The organism is Paraburkholderia adhaesiva (assembly GCF_021390575.1).
GTDB classification, from domain to species: domain Bacteria; phylum Pseudomonadota; class Gammaproteobacteria; order Burkholderiales; family Burkholderiaceae; genus Paraburkholderia; species Paraburkholderia adhaesiva.
Map to the genome: position 1 here is coordinate 1,814,119 of NZ_JAJEJQ010000001.1, position 18,218 is coordinate 1,832,336.

The window sequence follows — 18,218 nt, forward strand, 5'->3', positions numbered from 1 at the left end:
TGATCTCTCCCCGGCCGATGCGGATCGCCGGCCGTGCAACTTCATCATCGTGCGCCGCAATTCCACATGCAAGCGCTGGAAAACGCCAGGTCCGGCCCCGATACCGCTCTGCGCTCTGCGCCCTGCACCGCCACGGTGCCTGTGGCCGCAAGGTTCGCCGCCAGCCGTCTCTTCGGCAATGTTCTAGAATAGGCCGCCTCGAGGTGCACCGTTTGTGTGCCACACCACCCGACTCACGCTCATACGTTCCATGCCCGCACCCGCCATCGAATTCGAGCAGGTCATCAAACATTACGGAGACAGGACGGTCGTCAACGGCCTGTCGTTTAACGTCGTCCCCGGCGAGTGCTTCGGACTCCTCGGGCCCAACGGCGCAGGCAAGACCACGACGCTGCGCATGCTGCTCGGCATCGTCGCACCGGACGCCGGACGCATTAGCCTGTGCGGCGAACCCGTGCCGGCGCGTGCGCGCGAGGCCCGTACGCGTGTCGGTGTCGTGCCGCAGTTCGACAACCTGGACCCCGATTTCACCGTCCGCGAAAACCTGCTCGTGTTCGGCCGCTACTTTGGTCTGTCCGCGAGCGAGACGCGCGCGCTCGTCGCTCCGCTGCTCGAATTTGCGCGGCTCGAAAGCAAGGCCAACGCGCGCGTCGGCGAACTTTCCGGCGGTATGCGGCGGCGTCTCACGCTCGCGCGCGCACTCGTCAACGATCCCGACGTGCTCGTCATGGACGAGCCGACCACAGGCCTCGACCCGCAAGCGCGCCATCTGATCTGGGAGCGCCTGCGCTCGCTGCTCGCGCGCGGCAAGACGATCCTGCTCACGACGCATTTCATGGAGGAAGCCGAGCGGCTCTGCAACCGCGTTTGCGTGATCGAAGAAGGGCGCAAAATTGCCGAAGGCGCGCCGCGTACGCTGATCAAGTCGGAGATCGGCTACGACGTGATCGAGGTGTACGGGCCCGATCCGGCCGCGCTACGCGATGAACTGGCGCCTTTCGCCGAACGCACGGAAATAAGCGGCGAGACGCTCTTCTGCTACGTCGACGACCCACAGCCCATTCATCAGCGGTTGCGGCATCGCGCCGATTTGCGCTACCTGCACCGGCCCGCGAATCTCGAAGACGTATTCCTCCGGTTGACGGGTCGCGAGATGCAAGACTAAACCCGGCAGGACCAACCCAACAGGATCAAACCCGCAGCCCCACTCGCGAGACACCATGGACGCACGCACCAACAACCCGCCGCCGACGTACCCGGCCAGCACGCCGCAGCGCGATCCGCGCGCCGCGCTGCCGTCGAACGCGACGCACTGGATCGCGGTCTGGCGACGCAACTACCTCGTGTGGCGCAAGCTCGCGATCGCGTCGATGTTCGGCAACCTCGCCGATCCGATGATCTATCTGTTCGGCCTCGGCTTCGGGCTCGGGCTGATGGTCGGGCACGTCGACGGTGTCTCGTACATCGCGTTTCTCGCAGCGGGCACGGTGTCGTCGTCGGTCATGATGTCGGCGAGCTTCGAGGCGATGTATTCGGGCTTCTCGCGCATGCATGTCCAGCGCACGTGGGAAGCGATCATGCATACGCCGCTCTCGCTCGGCGACATCGTGCTCGGCGAGATCGTCTGGGCCGCCAGCAAGTCGGTGCTCTCCGGTGCGGCGATCATGCTGGTAGCGGGCGCACTCGGCTACGCGAGCTTTCCGTCGATGCTGCTCGCGCTGCCGGTGATCGCGCTCTGCGGCCTCGCGTTCGCGAGCTGCGCAATGATCGTCACGGCACTCGCGCCTGCATACGACTTCTTCATGTTCTACCAGACGCTCGTGCTCACGCCGATGCTGCTGCTCTCCGGCGTGTTTTTTCCGATCACGCAGCTACCGGCGGCCGCGCAGCACATCACGCTGATGTTGCCGCTCGCGCACGCAGTCGAACTGATCCGCCCGGCGATGCTCGGGCGCCCGATCGAAAACGCGGGGCTGCATCTGTTCGTGCTGGTGGTTTATGTGGCGGTGCCGTTCGCGATCGCGACGGTGCTGTTCCGCAGGCGCATGATGCGCTGAGGGTGTGGGCGGCGCAAAGGCGCGCCGCCCACGTATAGCGGGAAAAACTGACGAATCAATCCTCGTCGTCGCCCCAGGGAATATCGACGTCCGAAATAAATGCGACCGTCGCGAACGGACCGCCCTCCTGGCGGCCGAGCTTGCCGTCCGCGCGATGCCATTCGACACGGAACGTCGTCGCCGTCGTTTGCGAGAGCAGACGAACGGTGCGGATCTCCTCGGGATCCGAATCCTCGACCGGACCGTCGAGCGACACCAGCAGCGACTGCGGCCACAGACCATCGGCGGGATCGTAGATACGGTCACCTTCAGGGATCGACGTGAACGCCTCGACGCCGATCGTCGCCGACGCCTCCACGATCATCTTGCCGAGCGCCCGCAAAACGGCGGTCGCGCGCGCCGAGTTCGCCTGCCGGATGGCGAGGTCACCGCGCGTCAGTGCCTGTTCGAGCTTCGGATTCGTCTTTTGCTGTGTCATGCTGATTTCAGGGCTGCAGCCCTCTCCTGTGCCAACGGACACGTAAGCATCCGCCGTTACTGCATCATTCATGCGCCATGCAATGCTTCAACCTTGCATTGCGAGCCTGGCGCAAGACCTGTACGGCCGCTTTGGCGCGCCAAAGCGGCCATAGCGGCGAGCTACGCCCTTCGGGCGTGTGACCTGAGCAAGCGCAAAGGCGCCAACTCTGCCGGACATCAAAAACCGAGTGCAAGCGCCGCGAAGCCCGCGACGATACCAAAGAGCACCACCACCGCCGCGACGATCGCGAGCACACGCGGACGGAACGAGCCCCCCAGCATGGCGAGCGACGGCACGCTCACCGGCGGCAGCGTCATCAGCAACGCGGCTGCGGGAGCGACGCCGATGCCGAGCGCGAGCATCGCCTGAATGATGGGCACCTCGCCTGCCGTCGGGATCACAAATAACATGCCCGCCACCGCGAAAGCGATGACCCAGCCAAGGCTGCTCGTCACGTCCGGCCCGATATGCGGAAAGAGCCACGCGCGCGCCGCACCGAGCAGCAGCACGAGTACGACGTACTCAGGAATAAGCCGCACCGCCATGCGCAGGAAAAGCTGGAGCCACCGCACGAACACGTTGCCGCCGCTCGCCTGCTGTTGCGTGAACTGGGCCAGGCGATCGTCGGCGGCGCGCGCCTCGTCTTGTGTGACGAACCGGTTGGCGAGCCAGCCGAGCCCGAACACCATCAGCACGCCGAGCACCAGACGCAGTGCACTCCATTGCCAGCCGAGCACGAAACCCATGAAGACGAGCGTGGCGGGATTGAGCACGGAGTTGCCGAGCCAGAACGCAATCGCTCCGCCCGCCGACGCGTTGCGCGAACGCAATCCGGCCACGACCGGCGCGGCGCAGCAGGTGCACATCATGCCGGGCACGGCGAGCAGCCCGCCCGCGGCCACGCTGCCGAAGCCGTGCCGGCCGAGGACACGTGCGACCCACTGCACGGGCAGCAGGACCTGGACCGCCGAGCCGAGCAGCAGGCCCAGCACCATCGCCTGCCAGATCGCCTTGCCGTAGGCCCACGCGAAGTCGAGCGCGGCAGAGAGCGACGGCGTGGGCGGACTCGCTTCGGTGCCCATCAGGATGGATTTGCCGATCGAATGCGTTGCCTCGGCCGTGAAGGCGCGGTGGTAGTACGGGAACCACTTCACGTAAAAAAGACCGACGACGGCCAGCAAAATGAAGATGGGCCAGCCATACGAAGGCGTTGTCTGGGCGTCGCGTGCGGTCGTCATTGTGAACCTGCTCCGGGAGATTGTTGTGCCGGCTGCGGGGGCGCATCGTTTGATGCGGTCCCCGCAGCGCAAGCTGGATCGTAGTGTATGGGTCGCGAATCGCCAACGGCTTTCGCCGCGGCGGGGGCGTATTCTGGCACGCAATGTGGGACACCACGCGCCCGGATAGACTGAGTGTGCGCGCCGCCTGTGCGACGGCGGGGGGCGTGTCGGAACGCTTACGGCGCGGGATTGGGCTGCAGCTCGTGCAGCGCGTCGATTTGAGCTAGCACCTCAGGCGAGAGCGTCACATCGACGCTGGCAATGTTCTCCTTCAACTGTGCCATCGAAGTCGCGCCGATCAGGTTGCTCGTCACGAACGGCCGGCTGTTGACGAACGCCAGCGCCAGCTGGGCAGGCGTCATGCCGTTCTCCCTCGCGAGAGCGACGTAGCGCGACGTCGCCGCGACGGCCTCAGGCTTGCTGTAACGCGTGAAGCGTTCGAACTTCGAGATGCGAGCGCCCTCGGGTCTCGCCCCGCCCTCGTACTTGCCGGAGAGCCAGCCGAATGCCATCGGCGAATAGGCCAGCAGGCCGACCCCTTCGCGGTGCGTGAACTCCGAAAGCCCGCTCTCGAACGTGCGGTTCACGAGGTTGTACGGATTCTGAATGCTGACGATGCGCGGCAAGCCGAGCTTTTCCGCCGCGCGCAGGAACTGCGCGACGCCCCACGGCGTCTCGTTCGACACACCGATGTGACGCACCTTGCCCGCCTTGACGAACTCGGCGAGCACAGAAAGCGTCTCTTCGATCGGCACGGTGTACGCATCATCGATCCAAGGATAAGCGTTACGGCCGAACGTCATCGTGCTGCGGTCGGGCCAGTGCAGCTGATAGAGGTCGACGTAATCGGTCTGCAGACGCTTGAGACTGCCGTCGAGCGCCTCGATCAGGTTCTTGCGGTCGAACTGGTTCCCCTCGCCGCGAATGTGCCGCGGATTGTGCGGCTGGCGTGCCGGACCGGCGATCTTGGTCGCGAGCACGATGCGCTCGCGAAGAGCCGGATGCTTCGCGAGCCAGGTCCCGATGTAGCGCTCCGTCAAACCTTGGGTCTCGGGGCGCGGCGGCACGGGGTACATCTCCGCGGCATCGATCAGCGTGACGCCGTGATCGAGCGAGTAGTCGATCTGCTCGTGCGCATCGCGCTCTGTGTTCTGCTCGCCCCAGGTCATGGTGCCGAGGCCGATCAGACTCACCTTGACGTTCGTGTCGCCGAGTGTGCGGTATTCCATCGAAACGTATTCCATTTATTGTCAGTTGAGGAGGACCCCGAAACTACCACGGCGCGCCGGATTTTTCACGGACGCGACCAAGGCGCCGCTCGCCGACAGCACGCAAAAAGGCAGCAAAAAAGCCGGAGCCGGCATGGCCGGTCCGGCTGCGCGCGGATCGCGCCTCGGTGAGTCGAAACGACATGAACCGCCGAGGGCCGTTACGGCCCGACGCGCTCGACAGTCCAGTTCGAGCTGCGCACGAGGTAATACCGCCCCGCGAGACCTACCCAGTGACGGCCACGCGGCGGCGGCTCAAGACCGTGCTGGCGCCAGTCGTCGACCACGAATTGACGGTTGCGGAACTCGGGGCCGACACGGTCGCCCTTCTGCAATTGCGGCGGCAGGTCGCCCGGCGGCATGTGGGCCGGCGGCTCACCACCGCGATAGGCCCCCGGTGGTCGCGTCTGCGCGAACGTCGAGAACGACGCCAGCATGGCCGGAAGGGCCAGCGTGGCGAGAAGCACGGAACGTCTATCCATCGTTCACCTCCTGTTTTGCCTGTCACGGCCTGGCGCTGCGGTGTAAGCCCGTGCGGCCCGCCGCACGGACACCCTCTGCTGGTCATCTTAGTACAGGGCGCGACAAGACCTGCGGGAGCTGTTCCGGTGCGTCCGTACAACCCGTTGAGCGAAGCGCGCCAACAGCCGGAGACGCTCCAGAATCGAGCCCGCCCGAACACAAAGTCACACGATGGAAAACCGGCGCGCCTGCGAGTAGATGGGCTTCGACATCGCCGCCGGCGTCGACGGCGACAATGAGCACAGCTCACTCAACTCATCGCAGACGAATCACAGCGTCAAAGAGGAAGACGTGACGGCCGGGCCACCGATCTACGGTATCGTCGCCGGGTGTTTTTCGCCCCAGGACAACGTGCTCGACCGGATCCCCGACGCCATCGACAAACGAATGACTGCGCCCAGCTGAAAGGCCGCACGGACAAAACAAAACGCCGGGTGTCTTGTGGACACCCGGCGTTTTTTGCTCTCACTGCCCGATAAGGCGGGCGGCGAAACTTACTGGCCGTTGGACGCCGACTGCGAGCCGCTGGCGTGATTGCCCGACTGCGACGCCGTCGAGGCGACACCGCCGTAAGCAACGTTGGCGCCTTGCTGGCTACGCTCAGCCGCGACGGTCTGAGCGCTCACGCCGCGCTGCGACGCCGGCGCGCCGACGTTCGGACGGTAGAACGGCGCCGGGCCATAGCCGCTGGCGAACGCCGGAGCGGCAACAGAAGCGGAAGCTGCGATGAGCAGTGCTGCGATCAGTTTGGTCTTCATGATGGACTCCAATATCAGGTTCAGTTGCGATTCGGAATTGCGCCGCACCCGGGACCTTTGAGCCCATGAGCTGCGTCAACGAGACCTAGTGTATACACCTACTATCGAAAAATAATGGCGATAATTTGAATTAACCATTCCTGATTCCGAAACAATCCTGACAGCCAATCAGCATAAGGCTGACAGACGGACAGACCCTAATAAGCGCCATCAAAATAATTTTGCGACGCACAAAATCCGGCGCGGTATACATACCGAAAACAGGGTTTTCAGGACGCTGGGCGTAATTTCGTACGGTTTGCACGGCCCGAAATGCGTTTTGACGGATGAGTTAAAATTCATGGTTGTTCCACGCTAGCCCGCTGATCTGCCATGTCCGCCAACCGTATTTCCAGCCCTCGTCGCGTGTCGGTAGCGCCGATGATGGACTGGACCGATCGCCACTGCCGTTCGCTGCACCGTTTCATCTCCCGGCACACGTGGCTGTACACGGAGATGGTGACGACGGGTGCACTGCTCCACGGCGACGTGCCGCGCCATCTCGCGTTCACGCCAGCCGAAGCGCCCGTAGCGCTGCAACTGGGCGGCAGCGAGCCCGATGACCTCGCGCGCGCGGCAAAGCTCGGCGAACAATGGGGCTATGACGAGATCAATCTGAACTGCGGCTGCCCGTCTGAGCGCGTGCAGCGTGGCGCGTTTGGCGCTTGTTTGATGAACGAGCCGCAGCTGGTGGCCGACGGTGTGAAGGCGATGCGCGACGTCGTCTCGGTGCCGGTGACCGTGAAGCACCGCATCGGCGTTGACAGTGTCGAAGCGTATTCGTTTGTGCGCGACTTCGTCGGCACGATCGCAGAGGCCGGCTGCGATGTGTTTATCGTCCACGCACGCAACGCGATTCTCAAGGGTCTGAGTCCGAAGGAAAACCGCGAGATTCCCCCGCTCAAGTACGAGTACGCGTATCAACTCAAGCGCGATTTCCCGCAGCTCGAGATCATCATCAACGGCGGCATCAAGACGCTCGATGAGGTGGAGACGCATCTCGAGCACGTCGACGGCGTCATGCTCGGCCGCGAGGCGTATCACAACCCGTACGTGCTGGCCGATGTCGACGCGCGCTTCTACGGCGCGAGCGGCCCGGCGCTCACACGCGAAGCGGTCGAAGCGAAGCTGATTGAGTACTGCGCACACGAATTGGCGCGCGGCACGTATCTCGGGGCCATCACGCGTCACGCGCTGGGGCTCTATCGCGGCGTTTCGGGTGCTCGCGGCTGGCGGCGCGTGCTCTCCGACAACCGTAAGCTCGCGAAAGGCGATCTCGCCATCTTCGATGAGGCACGCGAGCATCTGCACGCTTCTTCGACCGCGGACGCGCAAACGCCCGCCGAAATATTTGAATAAAAAGCTAGGCAAGCGTTATTGAGTGTGTATATAATCTTTTTTCTCGACTGACGCCACACTATCGTGCAGCGAATGCCGGGAAAGTTGTTCAGTGGTGGCTGTAGCTCAGTTGGTAGAGTCCAGGATTGTGATTCCTGTTGTCGTGGGTTCGAGTCCCATCAGCCACCCCAGAGAATTCAGACAAAAAGCCCAGTCCATGTGACTGGGCTTTTTGCTTTCGTGCGGGCGTGAGGCACCATGTAGGCATTTGCCGTCAACGCGGCGCGAATTCGGAAAGTTGCCGCCTGGCGCCATTCACCCTGGTTGCGGTGGAACAACGAGCAATCCGGATTGGTTGAGCTGTAGAGTCCGGAGCATTCGGCGCGCCAATCGGAGATAGCGTCCACCGCTGCATCATGGGCAATTCGCCGGATATGCTCGTCCTCTAACAGACAATCGCCGGACGGGTCCTTGTAGGTGCATACGAGCCTTTCGCGCCACGAAATCGGCCGAGCAATACGCACGCACGCCGACCATCGCGACAATGGCCCAGAACACGAAGCTCCCAATTTTCTTCATGTTGTGCTCCCCGTTATGCCAATCGGCGCCAGATTACCTTGGACGTCGGACAGCACAGCCAGGCTATATGAGTCTTCTCTAACGTCGGAGAGGTCGAGGATGCTGCCCTCCGTGGCTGAGTGACAAGCGCCCTATTGGTCCTTTTTCACGACCAGCCACAGAAAGAACAGCGTCGCCAAGCTGACGGGGATAGCGGCCAGCCATCGCAGAAAGAAAAAGCTGACCAGGGCAAAGACTAGAAGCAAGAGTGCCTCGTATATCACGAACGCCGCCATCAAGATGAGCACAAACGCGACCCACGCGGCAGTGCTGGGCTGGTTCGAGAGCCAAATCCCTCCTGCTACCATTGCAACGCCAATCGGGTAGCGGAAGTACCAAGCGTCGGATTTTTTCGGATTCTCCACGGTGCCGCTCGAACTGGAGTTCCTGCGCGTTTAATTGTGGCCCTCGCGCAGGCGAATTGGTCCGAAGAAATCAGGCAGATCACGGCGTCTGCTTCAACCCCGACATCTACGAGGACAATGTCCTTCACTTCCTCGACCGCTGCCTGTCTCATTTGACTAGCCCATTCTTGTCGGGCCGAGATGAAGATCACTACGTTGCGTTCAAAGCTGCGCTTCCAGGAGGCTTTAGTTCGAACGAGATGGGGCGCTACTGGAATCAGCACCACGAACTCATTCGTCAACGAGTCTCGCGCATAGAAGACCGGTACGTAGCCACACCCAACTACAAAGCTTCGTACAGCGAAGATCTGGCTCAAATCTTCTCAGTACTTGATGAAATGGCTAACGAAGCAACAGTGGTTGAAGCAGCGTCGGATAAGCCTTCGCCGAGTCCGGCTTGAATGCTGTACTCGGCGGGGTAACGTCACCACCCTCCATCGATGCCAGAGCCTTGTTCGCACGAAAACTGAACCAACCCGCAACATCGAATAAATCGATACTCCCGCAGCTCAAGCTTGAACCCAGTGCCTGAGCCGCGTCTTCGATGGCCGGATAAACAGTTTGCCGACAATCCATCTAATCCAACGCCAACATCATCCCCAAACCGAATCCGGCACCGTCTGCGTATCGCATGGCACCAGCGTCGCGACTGAAACGTGCGGCCAGATCAGGCCGCCGAATTTTAGAAACACCACTTGCGAATACTGGATCTGGGTCGAGGTCACCGTGATAGTGATCGGCTTGAGCAGTTCGCGCGGGGGTAATACGTCGAATACCGGGGCCGGCAGACCGGGTTTGGCTGGCGTGGCAGGTATTTTCAACACCGGATCACCGGGCTTGAACGGCGGAACCACAATCTTGTGTTCCACGGCTTCAATCCAGAACGTGGCGTTCATGCTGACCGTGTCAGCATTCGGGTTTGTGGTGTTGGCATCGCCCTCGAGGAATGCGATGTTGTCCGCCCCGCCGCCGAATATGGGTGGTGTCGGCGTCGTGGAAACGGTGAAGGTGATGGTGCTGGTAATGGTCTGGCCCGCGATGGCGTTGCGAAGTACCTGGTTAGGGTCGTTCAGGATATCCTGGGTAATGGTTCCTGCGGCGATGAAGGCCGTCAGGTCCTGCGGGATACGTGGCGTGTTCTTGTTGCTAGCTGTCTGGCTTATGAACGGGACGAACGTCACGTGGTTGTTGTTGATGAAGAACGGGGTAATGTTCACTGGTGGAATGGTGGGCGGTCCGTTTGTAGCTGACTTCGGATCAACACCTTGTGCATTGATGGTGGTGCCATGCGGGATCGATGCCATGCGCACCAGGGAGGCTGCGAGCTTGGGAGTGGTTTCGGTCGTGGGCACGTGCATCCAGAGGCCTGGCTCGAAGTGGATCGCGGTCGCCGCGCCATCGCCGCGACCGGTAGCCGGGTTGGTCACATCGTTGATGGCTTGCGCATACGGGACGCCATTGAGGACGATGTCGTTCTGCGCTTCCAGCCCGCGATTGGGCACGGTACCCAGCGACAACGCAAAAGACAGTTTTTCGTGTGTCAAATTGAGTTCGAGCACGTTCTCGCTGGGGGGCGCCGGTGGCGCTGGGATGACGGTGTTGGTGAAGGTGGTCGTGGTCGGCGCTGCGCTGTTGGGGCGGAATATCGTATTGAAGCCCGTGCCGCAGAAGGTTCCCTTGAAGTGGGACAGTGCGATCCCCAGCGGGGCTTCGGGCTTCAAGACGCCGACCACACCCTCCGGCAGCACTTCGCGTATCTTGAAGTTTTCTGGCAGTGAAACTAGTGGCTTGATCGTTTCAACCAATGGTTTATTTGCTTCGTTTTCCATGATGAGATAATCCTGGTTATGTTTCAGTTAACAAATCCTTGGATTGTTTACTCGAATGAATTCAATCTGATGTTACGCACTCCGTAATTCACCGAGTGCAGTAATACTTCCACATCTACTTCACCACAATTAAATGCAGCATCTCACCCGGTTATTTTTTATGACGCGTTTTATTAAATATGACATCCACTACTGAAAAACATAACATTTGATAACGCTCTATATAAGCGATCTCTGCACACGTATTTTTCAGATTGCTTTATCTTCCTTTCTTGTACAAATTGTACGTAGTGCAAAATATGACGCATTTAGCGATGCGTATATCGGTAAAAATAGATCAAAAAAAATCGATGTGGCAAATTTTTATCGCGTGAATTTTCGATAAAAATATTTAGCTCCCCCGCTCGGGATTCGTTCCGAAACGAATGCGTCTTCAGGTGTTTCCTCATATATCAGCCACCGGACTGTTCCACTAGCCAGTCGATTAATGCTCGCATTTTCGGCGGGAGGAGCCGGTTCGGCGGATACAGCAGCCAGACAGGCCCGCTATAAGCGCGTGGCTCGAACGCCCATTCGGGCAGTACCTGGACCAGCCTGCCGGCACGGAGGTCGTCTCCTACCGCAAACTCCGGCGGGCTTGCCACGCCCCAATCCTCCAGCGCAGCCTCACGCCGTGCTAGCGATGACCGCCGTGCAATCGGGCGTTGTTTCGTTCGGCTGTGCCGTGCTCGCTCTGACCGTTGCGAGATCGCAATGGCAGCCCTTGCCTGCGTTCGCCGGCTATGAGCGTTTCTGGATGATCGTCATGTATCTGGTCGCGGGCTGTACGTTGCTCGCATTCTTCGTGCAGAACTATGTATGCAATAGGCATGATCCGACCCAAAGCAGCCTTTACAGGCTCTCTCGACTTCGGCGGCGACAATCGAACAGACGTTGCGGCAAACCCGCTGCGTCTCGAAACAATCGGCGCAAGGCGCCACGCAATCGCGGGGGCGCGAGCCCCCTCCCAAATGAAGGCCGCAGACGCACACTCGTTGCCTGAAACGGCGTCGTGAGAATGCCGGGCACACCCACCGGACGGTGCTGCTGGGTCACATGAATTGCAGCTCAAAAAGAACCTGTGCGGACGACTGTCCAGGTTCCACCGAACGACTGCCCCAGCGATCGAACGTCGAATCAATCTGATGATTCACTGTGCCTGCCGGCGTGCGGCCAAATCCAGGCTGGATTGCGCGTAGCCGGAACGCAGTCGGTATCGCATTCGGCTGCCACTTGCAACCAGGCGCAAGCACCTCCCAGTACCGTTCGCCGTTCACGCGCCCCTGTTGTGGCATGATTTCAAACGCTGCACCGGCAGTTTCGTTCGTAATCCGCGCGGTAAACCAGGGTGGATACATGATCGATGACGTCAACCGCGGTTTCAGTCGCAGTCGATTGCACTGGCATTCGCGCAGCGCGCCTCGCCGCCATGCAACCGATGAGATGGTCACGCGTGCTGCATTGATCACTGTCCTGATCACCGTTTCCGGCTGCACGGTCGGCCCTGATTACCACACGCCCGCCCCGCCCGCTACCGACGCCTACACGTCCACACCCCTACCCGATCAGACGGCCTCGTCGCCGGGCGCATCAGGCAGCCCGCAACAGTTCGTGGCCGGCCTCGACATTCCGGCCCAGTGGTGGACGCTCTTTCATTGCGAGCCCCTCGACGCCCTGATCCGCGAAGCGCTCGCCAACAGCCCCAACGTCGCCGCGGCGCAAGCCGCGCTCAGGCAGGCCGGCGAGAATCTTCGCGCGCAAATCGGCACCACGCTGTATCCGTCCGTCGACGCGAAGGCCAATGCGACGCGCGAGAAATTCAACGGCGTCACGTTCGGCGAGCCACAGCTCACGGAAGTGCTGAACCTCTATAACGCCTCGGTGAACGTGTCGTACAACCTCGATGTGTTCGGCGGCGGAAGGCGCGAACTGGAATCGCTGCGCTCGCAGGTCGATTACCAGGGCTTTCAGTTGCGGGCGGCGTATCTCGCGTTGTCCGCAAACATCGTGACGGCGGCCATCAAGGAAGCCTCACTGCGCGAGCAGATCGACGCCACCGCGCGCATCGCCGACGACGAAGACGCGCAGCTCGGCGTATTGCGCCAGCAGTTCGGACTGGGCGGCGTGAGCCGCGTCGCCGTGCTTTCACAGGAAACGCTCGTGGCGCAGACACGCGCAACATTGCCGCCGCTGCGTCAGTCGCTCGATCAGACGCGTCACCAGCTCGCGGTCCTTGCGGGCAAACTGCCGAGCGATTCGGACGTGCCTGAGTTCAGGCTGTCGATGTTCACGCTGCCGCAAACGCTGCCGGTCAGTGTGCCGTCGTCGCTCGTGCGGCAGCGTCCCGACATTCTCGCCGCCGACGCCACGCTGCATCAGGCGAGCGCCCAAGTGGGCGTCGCGACGGCAAACATGTATCCACAGCTCACGCTCTCCGCGAGTTACGGTCCGCAGGCGTTGACGCCCGCGGGCCTTCTCAAGTACGCCGATATGATCTGGAACATCGGCGCAGGCATCACACAGCCGATCTTTCACGGCGGCCAGCTAAGCGCGCAAAAGCGCGCAGCAGAAGCTGCATTCGATCAGGCCAATGCGCAATACCGGCAAACGGTGCTGCTCGCGTTCCAGAATGTCGCCGACACATTGCGCGCGCTCGAACACGATGCAACCGGTCTGCGCGCTCAGACGGAAGCATGGCACGCGGCCAGCGGTTCGCTCGACCTGACGCGCGGTCAGTTTCGCCTCGGCGGCGTCAGCTATCTGGCGCTGCTCGACGCGCAGCGTCAATACCAGCAGACCGTTGTGAATCTCGCGCAGGCGCAAGCCGCGCGCTACGCGGACACGGCGGCGCTGTTCCAGGCGCTTGGCGGCGGCTGGTGGAACAACACGGCGACGAGCGAGGCAACCCAGTCCACGCCGGTTACGCCGAAGTGAATTTCTCGCGGTAGCCGCGCGTCGCATGCGATCAGACCGCAGCAGCGCCGGACGAGCAAGTGCCTCAGTTGTCGACCGGAGTTAGCGCTTTAGCTGTCGGCGGGAGTTAGCGCTTCAGCGCTTACTCCCGCCCCATGCAGAGCACTTACTCAGGTCCCATGCAAAGCGGTCGACCTGAGTTAGCGCTTCAGCTGTCGGCCGGAGTTAGCGCTTCAGCGCTCACTTCGGCCCCATGCAGAGCACTTACTCCGGTCCCACCCAAAGCTGTCGACGGGAGTCCGCGCTTTAGCGCTCACTCCCGCCCCACGCAGAACTGTTTGTCCTGCAAGGACGCGACGATGACGACGAAAAAACCGATGGCAAAGCGGATGATCATCATGCTGATCTGCGTTGGCCTGCTGCTCGGCGCACTGGTCGGCTTCAATCTCTTCCGGGCGCACATGATCAAGCAGTTCATGGCGAGCAACGCAGCGCCGCCTGCCACCGTTACGGCCGCTGTCGCAAGCTATCAGACATGGCAGCCACAGCTTGCCGCCGTGGGCAGTCTGCGCGCGGTGCGCGGCGTCGAGGTGACGACGGAAGTGGCCGGGCTCGTGCGCGAGATCGCGTTTAACTCTGGCCAGGAGGTGAAGACCGGCCAGGTGCTCGTGCGTCTGAACGACGATTCGGATCGTGCGCAGCTCGCGTCCCTGCAAGCAGCGGCCGAACTTGCGCAAACGGTCTACAAGCGCGACCAGGCGCAGTTCGGCATTCAGGCGATTGCCAAGGCGCAGCTCGACGCCGATGCCGCCGACCTGAAAAGCAAAAGAGCCCAGGTCGATCAACAGGCCGCCCTAGTCGAAAAGAAGACGATACGCGCGCCGTTCGCGGGGCGCGTCGGTATCACAACGGTCAACCCCGGCCAGTACATCAATCCGGGCGATGCCATCGTCACGCTTCAAGCCATCGACCCGATTTACGCCGACTTCTATCTGCCGCAAAAGCAACTCGGGCAATTGCAGGTCGGCCAGGCCATCGTCGTCGATACGGATGCGTTCGGCAATCGCGCGTTCGACGGCAAGATCCGCTCGATCAATCCACGCGTGGACAGCGCGACGCGCAACGTGCAGATCGAGGCGACCGTCGACAATCGCGAGCGCAAGCTACTGCCCGGCATGTATGCGAACGTCAAGATCGATGCGGGCACCGTGGAGCGCTATCTGACCTTGCCGCAAACGGCGATCACCTATAACCCGTATGGCGCGACGGTGTTCGTCGTGAAGCCTGGCCAGCAAAAGAATGCGCAAGGCAAGGTCATGCCCGTCGCGCAACAGGTATTCGTTACGCCGGGTCCGACGCGCGGCGACCAGGTCGCGATTCTCAAAGGCATCAACGAAGGCACGCAGGTCGTAACGAGCGGCCAGCTGAAACTGAAAAACGGCACGCCACTGGTGATCGACAACCGCGTGCTGCCTGCGGACAACCCGAATCCGGCGCCTCAGGAACAATAAAAGGCTGCGCGATGAAATTCACCGACATTTTCATTGAACGCCCGGTACTCGCCTCAGTGGTGAGTCTGCTGATACTCGTGCTCGGGTTACGCTCGCTTGCGGCGCTGAAAGTCAGCGAGTATCCGCAAACCGAAAACGGCGTGGTGACGATCACCACCGCCTACTACGGCGCGAGCGCCGACACGATGGCCGGCTTCATCACGCAGCCGCTCGAAGCCGCTATCGCGCAGGCACAGGGCATCGACTACATGTCGTCGACAAGCAGCACGGGCGTCTCGACGATCACCGCAACGCTGCGCCTGAACTACGACTCGAATCGCGCGCTAACGCAGATCAACACGCAGATCGCATCGGTACGCAACCAGTTGCCGCCTCAAGCGCAGCAGCCCGTGCTCACCGTGCAAGTGGGTCAGACCACAGACGCGATGTACATGGGTTTCTACAGCGACGTGCTGCCGAGCAACAACGTCACGGATTATCTGCTGCGCGTCGTGAAGCCGAAGCTCGATTCGATCCAGGGCGTGCAAACGGCGGAGATTCTCGGTGGCCGTCAGTTCGCGCTGCGTGCGTGGCTCGACTCGGGCAAGCTTGCCGCACACAACGTGACGGCTTCGGACGTATTCACGGCGCTCGGCAACAACAACTATCTTGCGACGCTCGGCACGACCAAAGGCCAGATGATCAGCGTCGATCTGAATGCCGGCACCGACCTGCATTCCGTCGATGACTTCAAGAAGCTCGTTATCACGCAGAAGAACGGCGCGATCGTGCGCCTCGAAGACGTCGCGAATGTCGTGCTCGGCGCGGACAGTTACGACTTCAACGTCGCATTCAGCGGCAAGCGATCGGTGTTCATCGGCATCAAGGTGGCGCCCGATGCGAACGTGCTCGACGTCGCGAAGCGCGTGAAAGTGGTCTTTCCGGACCTGCAGAAGCAATTTCCGACTGGCATGACGGGCGACATCGTCTACGACGCGACCGACTTCATCAACACCGCCATCGTGGAAGTGGTGAAGACCCTCATCGAAGCGCTGCTGATCGTGACGGCCGTGATCTTCCTTTTCCTCGGCAGTTTCCGCGCGGTGATCGTACCCGTGATCGCGATGCCGCTCTCGTTGATCGGCACGTTCTTCGTGATGCAGGTGCTTGGCTATTCGATTAATCTGCTGACCTTGCTTGCGCTAGTTCTCGCGATCGGTCTTGTCGTCGACGATGCAATCATCGTGGTCGAGAACGTCGACCGGCATATGAACGAAGAAGGCAAGCCGCCTTTTGAAGCCGCACTGATCGCCGCGCGCGAACTCGGCAGCCCGATTCTCGCCATGACTGTTGTGCTGATCGCCGTGTACGTACCGATTGGCTTTCAGGGCGGACTGACCGGCGCGCTGTTCACCGAGTTTGCATTCACGCTGGCGGGGGCCGTCACGGTGTCGGCTGTCATCGCGCTGACGCTTTCGCCGATGTTGTGCTCGCGCTTTTTCCGCAAGGACCAGGAGTCGGGGCGCTTCGCGCACTTCGTCAACCGGCAGTTCGAACGCGTGCGTCACGGTTACGGGCGTCTACTACATGCGATGCTCGACACGTGGCCCGTTTTCATCGTGATGGGCGCGCTGCTCCTGTGCGGCGCCGTGTTTCTCTTCATGACGTCGAAATCGGAACTCGCCCCTCAAGAGGACCAGGGCATCGTGCTATCCCAGATCCTTGGGCCGCCGAACGCGACGATCCAGCAGATGCAGACCTACGCGGACCAGGTCTTCGATATCTCGAAGCAAATGCCCGAATACTCACAGATGTTCCAGCTCACGGGCGCGCCGACGTTGAACCAGGGCATCGGTGGCGTGCTCTTCAAGACGTGGGACAAGCGCAAGAAAGGCGCGACGCAATTGCAGCAGGAATTGCAGGAGAAGTGGAACGGCATTGCGGGCGCGCGTGTCGCCGCGTTTCAGTTTCCGCCGCTCCCGGGCGCGCAAGGTTTGCCTGTGCAATTCGTCATTAGCACGACGGAGCCGTTCGAGAACCTCAACGAAGTGTCACAAGCCGTGCTGCAAAAGGCGCGCGAAAGCGGCATGTTCTTCTTCGTCGACAGCGATCTGAAGATCGACAAACCAGAAAGCGTGTTGCTCGTGGATCGCGACAAAGTCGCTACGCTCGGCCTGACGCAAAGCGATGTTGGGCAAGCGCTCGGCGCGGCGCTCGGCGGTAACTTCGTCAACTACTTTTCGATTGCGGGCCGCTCGTACAAAGTGATTCCGCAGGTGCTGCAAACGGACCGGCTGAACCCGTCGCAAGTGCTCGACTATTACTTGCGCACGCCCGACGGCAGCGTGATACCGGCATCGACGGTCACGCGTCTGAAGCCAAACGTCGTACCCGAATCGATCAATCACTTCCAGCAGCTCAACTCGGCAACGATTTCCGGCGTGGTCGCGCCGGGCATCTCGCAGGGCGAAGTGCTCGACTTCCTGCGCCAAGCCACCATCGCCGCCGCGCCGACGGGCTACACGGCCGACTATTCAGGTCTGTCGCGACAATTCGTGCAGGAGTCTGGCGGCTTCCTGATCACGCTGTTGCTCGCAACGATCATCGTGTTTCTCGCGCTCGCCGCTCAGTTCGAGAGCTTCCGCGATCCGGTCGTGATTCTCGTATCGGTACCGATGGCGCTGTTCGGCGCGCTGATTTTCATCAACGTGGGCCTTACGACGCTCAACATCTACACGCAAGTGGGTCTCGTCACGCTGATGGGCCTCGTCAGCAAGCACGGCATTCTGATCGTGCAATTCGCGAACGAGCTGCAACGCGCGGGACGCGGCAAGCGCGAAGCACTCGAAGAAGCGGCTGGCGTGCGTTTGCGGCCAATCCTGATGACAACGGCCGCGATGGTGCTGGGCGTGCTGCCGCTCGTGATCGCATCGGGTGCGGGCGCGGCCGGCCGCAACGCAATGGGGCTCGTGATCTTCACGGGGTTGTCGATCGGCACGCTGTTCACGCTGTTCGTCGTGCCTGCGATGTATATGTTCCTCGCCGCGGACCATCATCGGGATAGAGAGCATCCGGTGGAGGCCTGAGCGATTCGCGCATGACGACATTGGCGAACCGGTACGGAAGGGACCGCGTACCTGCTG

At 61.4% G+C, this 18,218-nt stretch carries 16 protein-coding genes and 1 tRNA gene; 8 read left to right on the forward strand and 9 right to left on the reverse strand.

Annotated elements, in window-relative coordinates:
* Positions 1–250: 250 nt before the first annotated feature.
* Both nodI and L0U80_RS08135 read left to right on the forward strand, forming a co-directional pair.
* Positions 251–1,165, forward strand: a complete 915-nt coding sequence (nodI, locus tag L0U80_RS08130) for a nodulation factor ABC transporter ATP-binding protein NodI (protein WP_233863442.1) — start codon at positions 251–253, stop codon at positions 1,163–1,165.
* Between the two features lie 55 nt (positions 1,166–1,220).
* Positions 1,221–2,057, forward strand: a complete 837-nt coding sequence (locus tag L0U80_RS08135) for an ABC transporter permease (protein WP_233863443.1) — start codon at positions 1,221–1,223, stop codon at positions 2,055–2,057.
* A 55-nt stretch (positions 2,058–2,112) separates the two neighbouring features.
* Here L0U80_RS08135 and L0U80_RS08140 read toward each other — a convergent pair whose 3' ends face one another.
* From L0U80_RS08140 to L0U80_RS08155, 4 genes are all read right to left on the reverse strand, one after another.
* Positions 2,113–2,535, reverse strand: a complete 423-nt coding sequence (locus tag L0U80_RS08140; RefSeq protein WP_233863444.1) for a hypothetical protein — start codon at positions 2,533–2,535, stop codon at positions 2,113–2,115.
* Between the two features lie 218 nt (positions 2,536–2,753).
* A complete protein-coding gene (locus L0U80_RS08145) occupies positions 2,754–3,815 on the reverse strand; it encodes a permease (protein ID WP_233863445.1) in 1,062 nt (353 codons plus the stop codon).
* Positions 3,816–4,033: 218 nt separating this feature from the next.
* A complete protein-coding gene (locus L0U80_RS08150; protein ID WP_233865784.1) occupies positions 4,034–5,086 on the reverse strand; it encodes an NADP(H)-dependent aldo-keto reductase in 1,053 nt (350 codons plus the stop codon).
* 200 nt (positions 5,087–5,286) lie between these two features.
* Complete coding sequence (locus tag L0U80_RS08155; protein WP_233863446.1) at positions 5,287–5,607, reverse strand: RcnB family protein; 321 nt, start codon at positions 5,605–5,607, stop codon at positions 5,287–5,289.
* Between the two features lie 238 nt (positions 5,608–5,845).
* On the opposite strand from L0U80_RS08155, the gene L0U80_RS08160 reads away from it, so the two are divergent.
* Entirely contained in the window at positions 5,846–6,052 is a 207-nt protein-coding gene (locus L0U80_RS08160; RefSeq protein ID WP_233863447.1) for a hypothetical protein, read from the forward strand.
* Positions 6,053–6,141: 89 nt separating this feature from the next.
* Here the strand turns inward: L0U80_RS08160 and L0U80_RS08165 are convergent, their stop codons facing one another.
* Positions 6,142–6,405: a hypothetical protein gene (locus L0U80_RS08165; RefSeq protein WP_233863448.1), complete on the reverse strand. Its 264-nt coding sequence runs from the start codon at positions 6,403–6,405 to the stop codon at positions 6,142–6,144.
* A 372-nt stretch (positions 6,406–6,777) separates the two neighbouring features.
* Between L0U80_RS08165 and dusA the strand changes: the two genes are divergently transcribed.
* Together dusA and L0U80_RS08175 are read left to right on the forward strand one after the other, a co-directional pair.
* The gene (dusA, locus tag L0U80_RS08170) at positions 6,778–7,803 is read left to right on the forward strand and encodes a tRNA dihydrouridine(20/20a) synthase DusA (RefSeq protein ID WP_233863449.1); all 1,026 of its coding nucleotides are present in this window, start codon (positions 6,778–6,780) and stop codon (positions 7,801–7,803) included.
* Positions 7,804–7,897: 94 nt separating this feature from the next.
* A tRNA-His gene (locus L0U80_RS08175) sits at positions 7,898–7,973 on the forward strand.
* A 519-nt stretch (positions 7,974–8,492) separates the two neighbouring features.
* On the opposite strand, the gene L0U80_RS08180 is transcribed toward L0U80_RS08175, so the two are convergent.
* From L0U80_RS08180 to L0U80_RS08190, 4 genes are all read right to left on the reverse strand, one after another.
* Positions 8,493–8,765, reverse strand: coding sequence for a hypothetical protein (locus tag L0U80_RS08180; protein ID WP_233863450.1), 273 nt, complete (start codon positions 8,763–8,765; stop codon positions 8,493–8,495).
* Between the two features lie 381 nt (positions 8,766–9,146).
* Complete coding sequence (locus tag L0U80_RS31795) at positions 9,147–9,380, reverse strand: DegT/DnrJ/EryC1/StrS family aminotransferase (protein ID WP_373322124.1); 234 nt, start codon at positions 9,378–9,380, stop codon at positions 9,147–9,149.
* Positions 9,381–9,397: 17 nt separating this feature from the next.
* Positions 9,398–10,633, reverse strand: coding sequence for a heme-binding protein (locus tag L0U80_RS08185; protein WP_233863451.1), 1,236 nt, complete (start codon positions 10,631–10,633; stop codon positions 9,398–9,400).
* 452 nt (positions 10,634–11,085) lie between these two features.
* Complete coding sequence (locus L0U80_RS08190) at positions 11,086–11,388, reverse strand: LysR substrate-binding domain-containing protein (RefSeq protein WP_373322190.1); 303 nt, start codon at positions 11,386–11,388, stop codon at positions 11,086–11,088.
* A 640-nt stretch (positions 11,389–12,028) separates the two neighbouring features.
* Here L0U80_RS08190 and L0U80_RS08195 point away from each other — a divergent pair.
* The 3 genes from L0U80_RS08195 (at position 12,029) to L0U80_RS08205 (ending at position 18,161) form a co-directional block, all read left to right on the forward strand.
* On the forward strand, positions 12,029–13,606 hold the full coding sequence (locus tag L0U80_RS08195) for an efflux transporter outer membrane subunit (protein ID WP_233863452.1): 1,578 nt from the start codon (positions 12,029–12,031) through the stop codon (positions 13,604–13,606).
* A gap of 338 nt (positions 13,607–13,944) precedes the next feature.
* Positions 13,945–15,096: an efflux RND transporter periplasmic adaptor subunit gene (locus tag L0U80_RS08200; protein WP_233863453.1), complete on the forward strand. Its 1,152-nt coding sequence runs from the start codon at positions 13,945–13,947 to the stop codon at positions 15,094–15,096.
* A gap of 11 nt (positions 15,097–15,107) precedes the next feature.
* A complete protein-coding gene (locus L0U80_RS08205) occupies positions 15,108–18,161 on the forward strand; it encodes an efflux RND transporter permease subunit (protein WP_233863454.1) in 3,054 nt (1,017 codons plus the stop codon).
* Positions 18,162–18,218 lie beyond the last annotated feature (57 nt).

Excerpts from the sequence above, each read along its gene's own strand:
- L0U80_RS08140 (WP_233863444.1), bottom strand. The coding sequence starts at position 2,535 with ATGACACAGCAAAAGACGAATCCGAAGCTCGAACAGGCACTGACGCGC.
- L0U80_RS08160 (WP_233863447.1), top strand. The coding sequence starts at position 5,846 with ATGGGCTTCGACATCGCCGCCGGCGTCGACGGCGACAATGAGCACAGC.
- L0U80_RS08200 (WP_233863453.1), top strand. The coding sequence starts at position 13,945 with ATGACGACGAAAAAACCGATGGCAAAGCGGATGATCATCATGCTGATC.
- L0U80_RS08145 (WP_233863445.1), bottom strand. The coding sequence starts at position 3,815 with ATGACGACCGCACGCGACGCCCAGACAACGCCTTCGTATGGCTGGCCC.
- dusA (WP_233863449.1), top strand. The coding sequence starts at position 6,778 with ATGTCCGCCAACCGTATTTCCAGCCCTCGTCGCGTGTCGGTAGCGCCG.
- L0U80_RS08155 (WP_233863446.1), bottom strand. The coding sequence starts at position 5,607 with ATGGATAGACGTTCCGTGCTTCTCGCCACGCTGGCCCTTCCGGCCATG.
- L0U80_RS08165 (WP_233863448.1), bottom strand. The coding sequence starts at position 6,405 with ATGAAGACCAAACTGATCGCAGCACTGCTCATCGCAGCTTCCGCTTCT.
- L0U80_RS08195 (WP_233863452.1), top strand. The coding sequence starts at position 12,029 with ATGATCGATGACGTCAACCGCGGTTTCAGTCGCAGTCGATTGCACTGG.
- L0U80_RS08135 (WP_233863443.1), top strand. The coding sequence starts at position 1,221 with ATGGACGCACGCACCAACAACCCGCCGCCGACGTACCCGGCCAGCACG.
- L0U80_RS31795 (WP_373322124.1), bottom strand. The coding sequence starts at position 9,380 with ATGGATTGTCGGCAAACTGTTTATCCGGCCATCGAAGACGCGGCTCAG.
- nodI (WP_233863442.1), top strand. The coding sequence starts at position 251 with ATGCCCGCACCCGCCATCGAATTCGAGCAGGTCATCAAACATTACGGA.
- L0U80_RS08205 (WP_233863454.1), top strand. The coding sequence starts at position 15,108 with ATGAAATTCACCGACATTTTCATTGAACGCCCGGTACTCGCCTCAGTG.
- L0U80_RS08185 (WP_233863451.1), bottom strand. The coding sequence starts at position 10,633 with ATGGAAAACGAAGCAAATAAACCATTGGTTGAAACGATCAAGCCACTA.
- L0U80_RS08150 (WP_233865784.1), bottom strand. The coding sequence starts at position 5,086 with ATGGAATACCGCACACTCGGCGACACGAACGTCAAGGTGAGTCTGATC.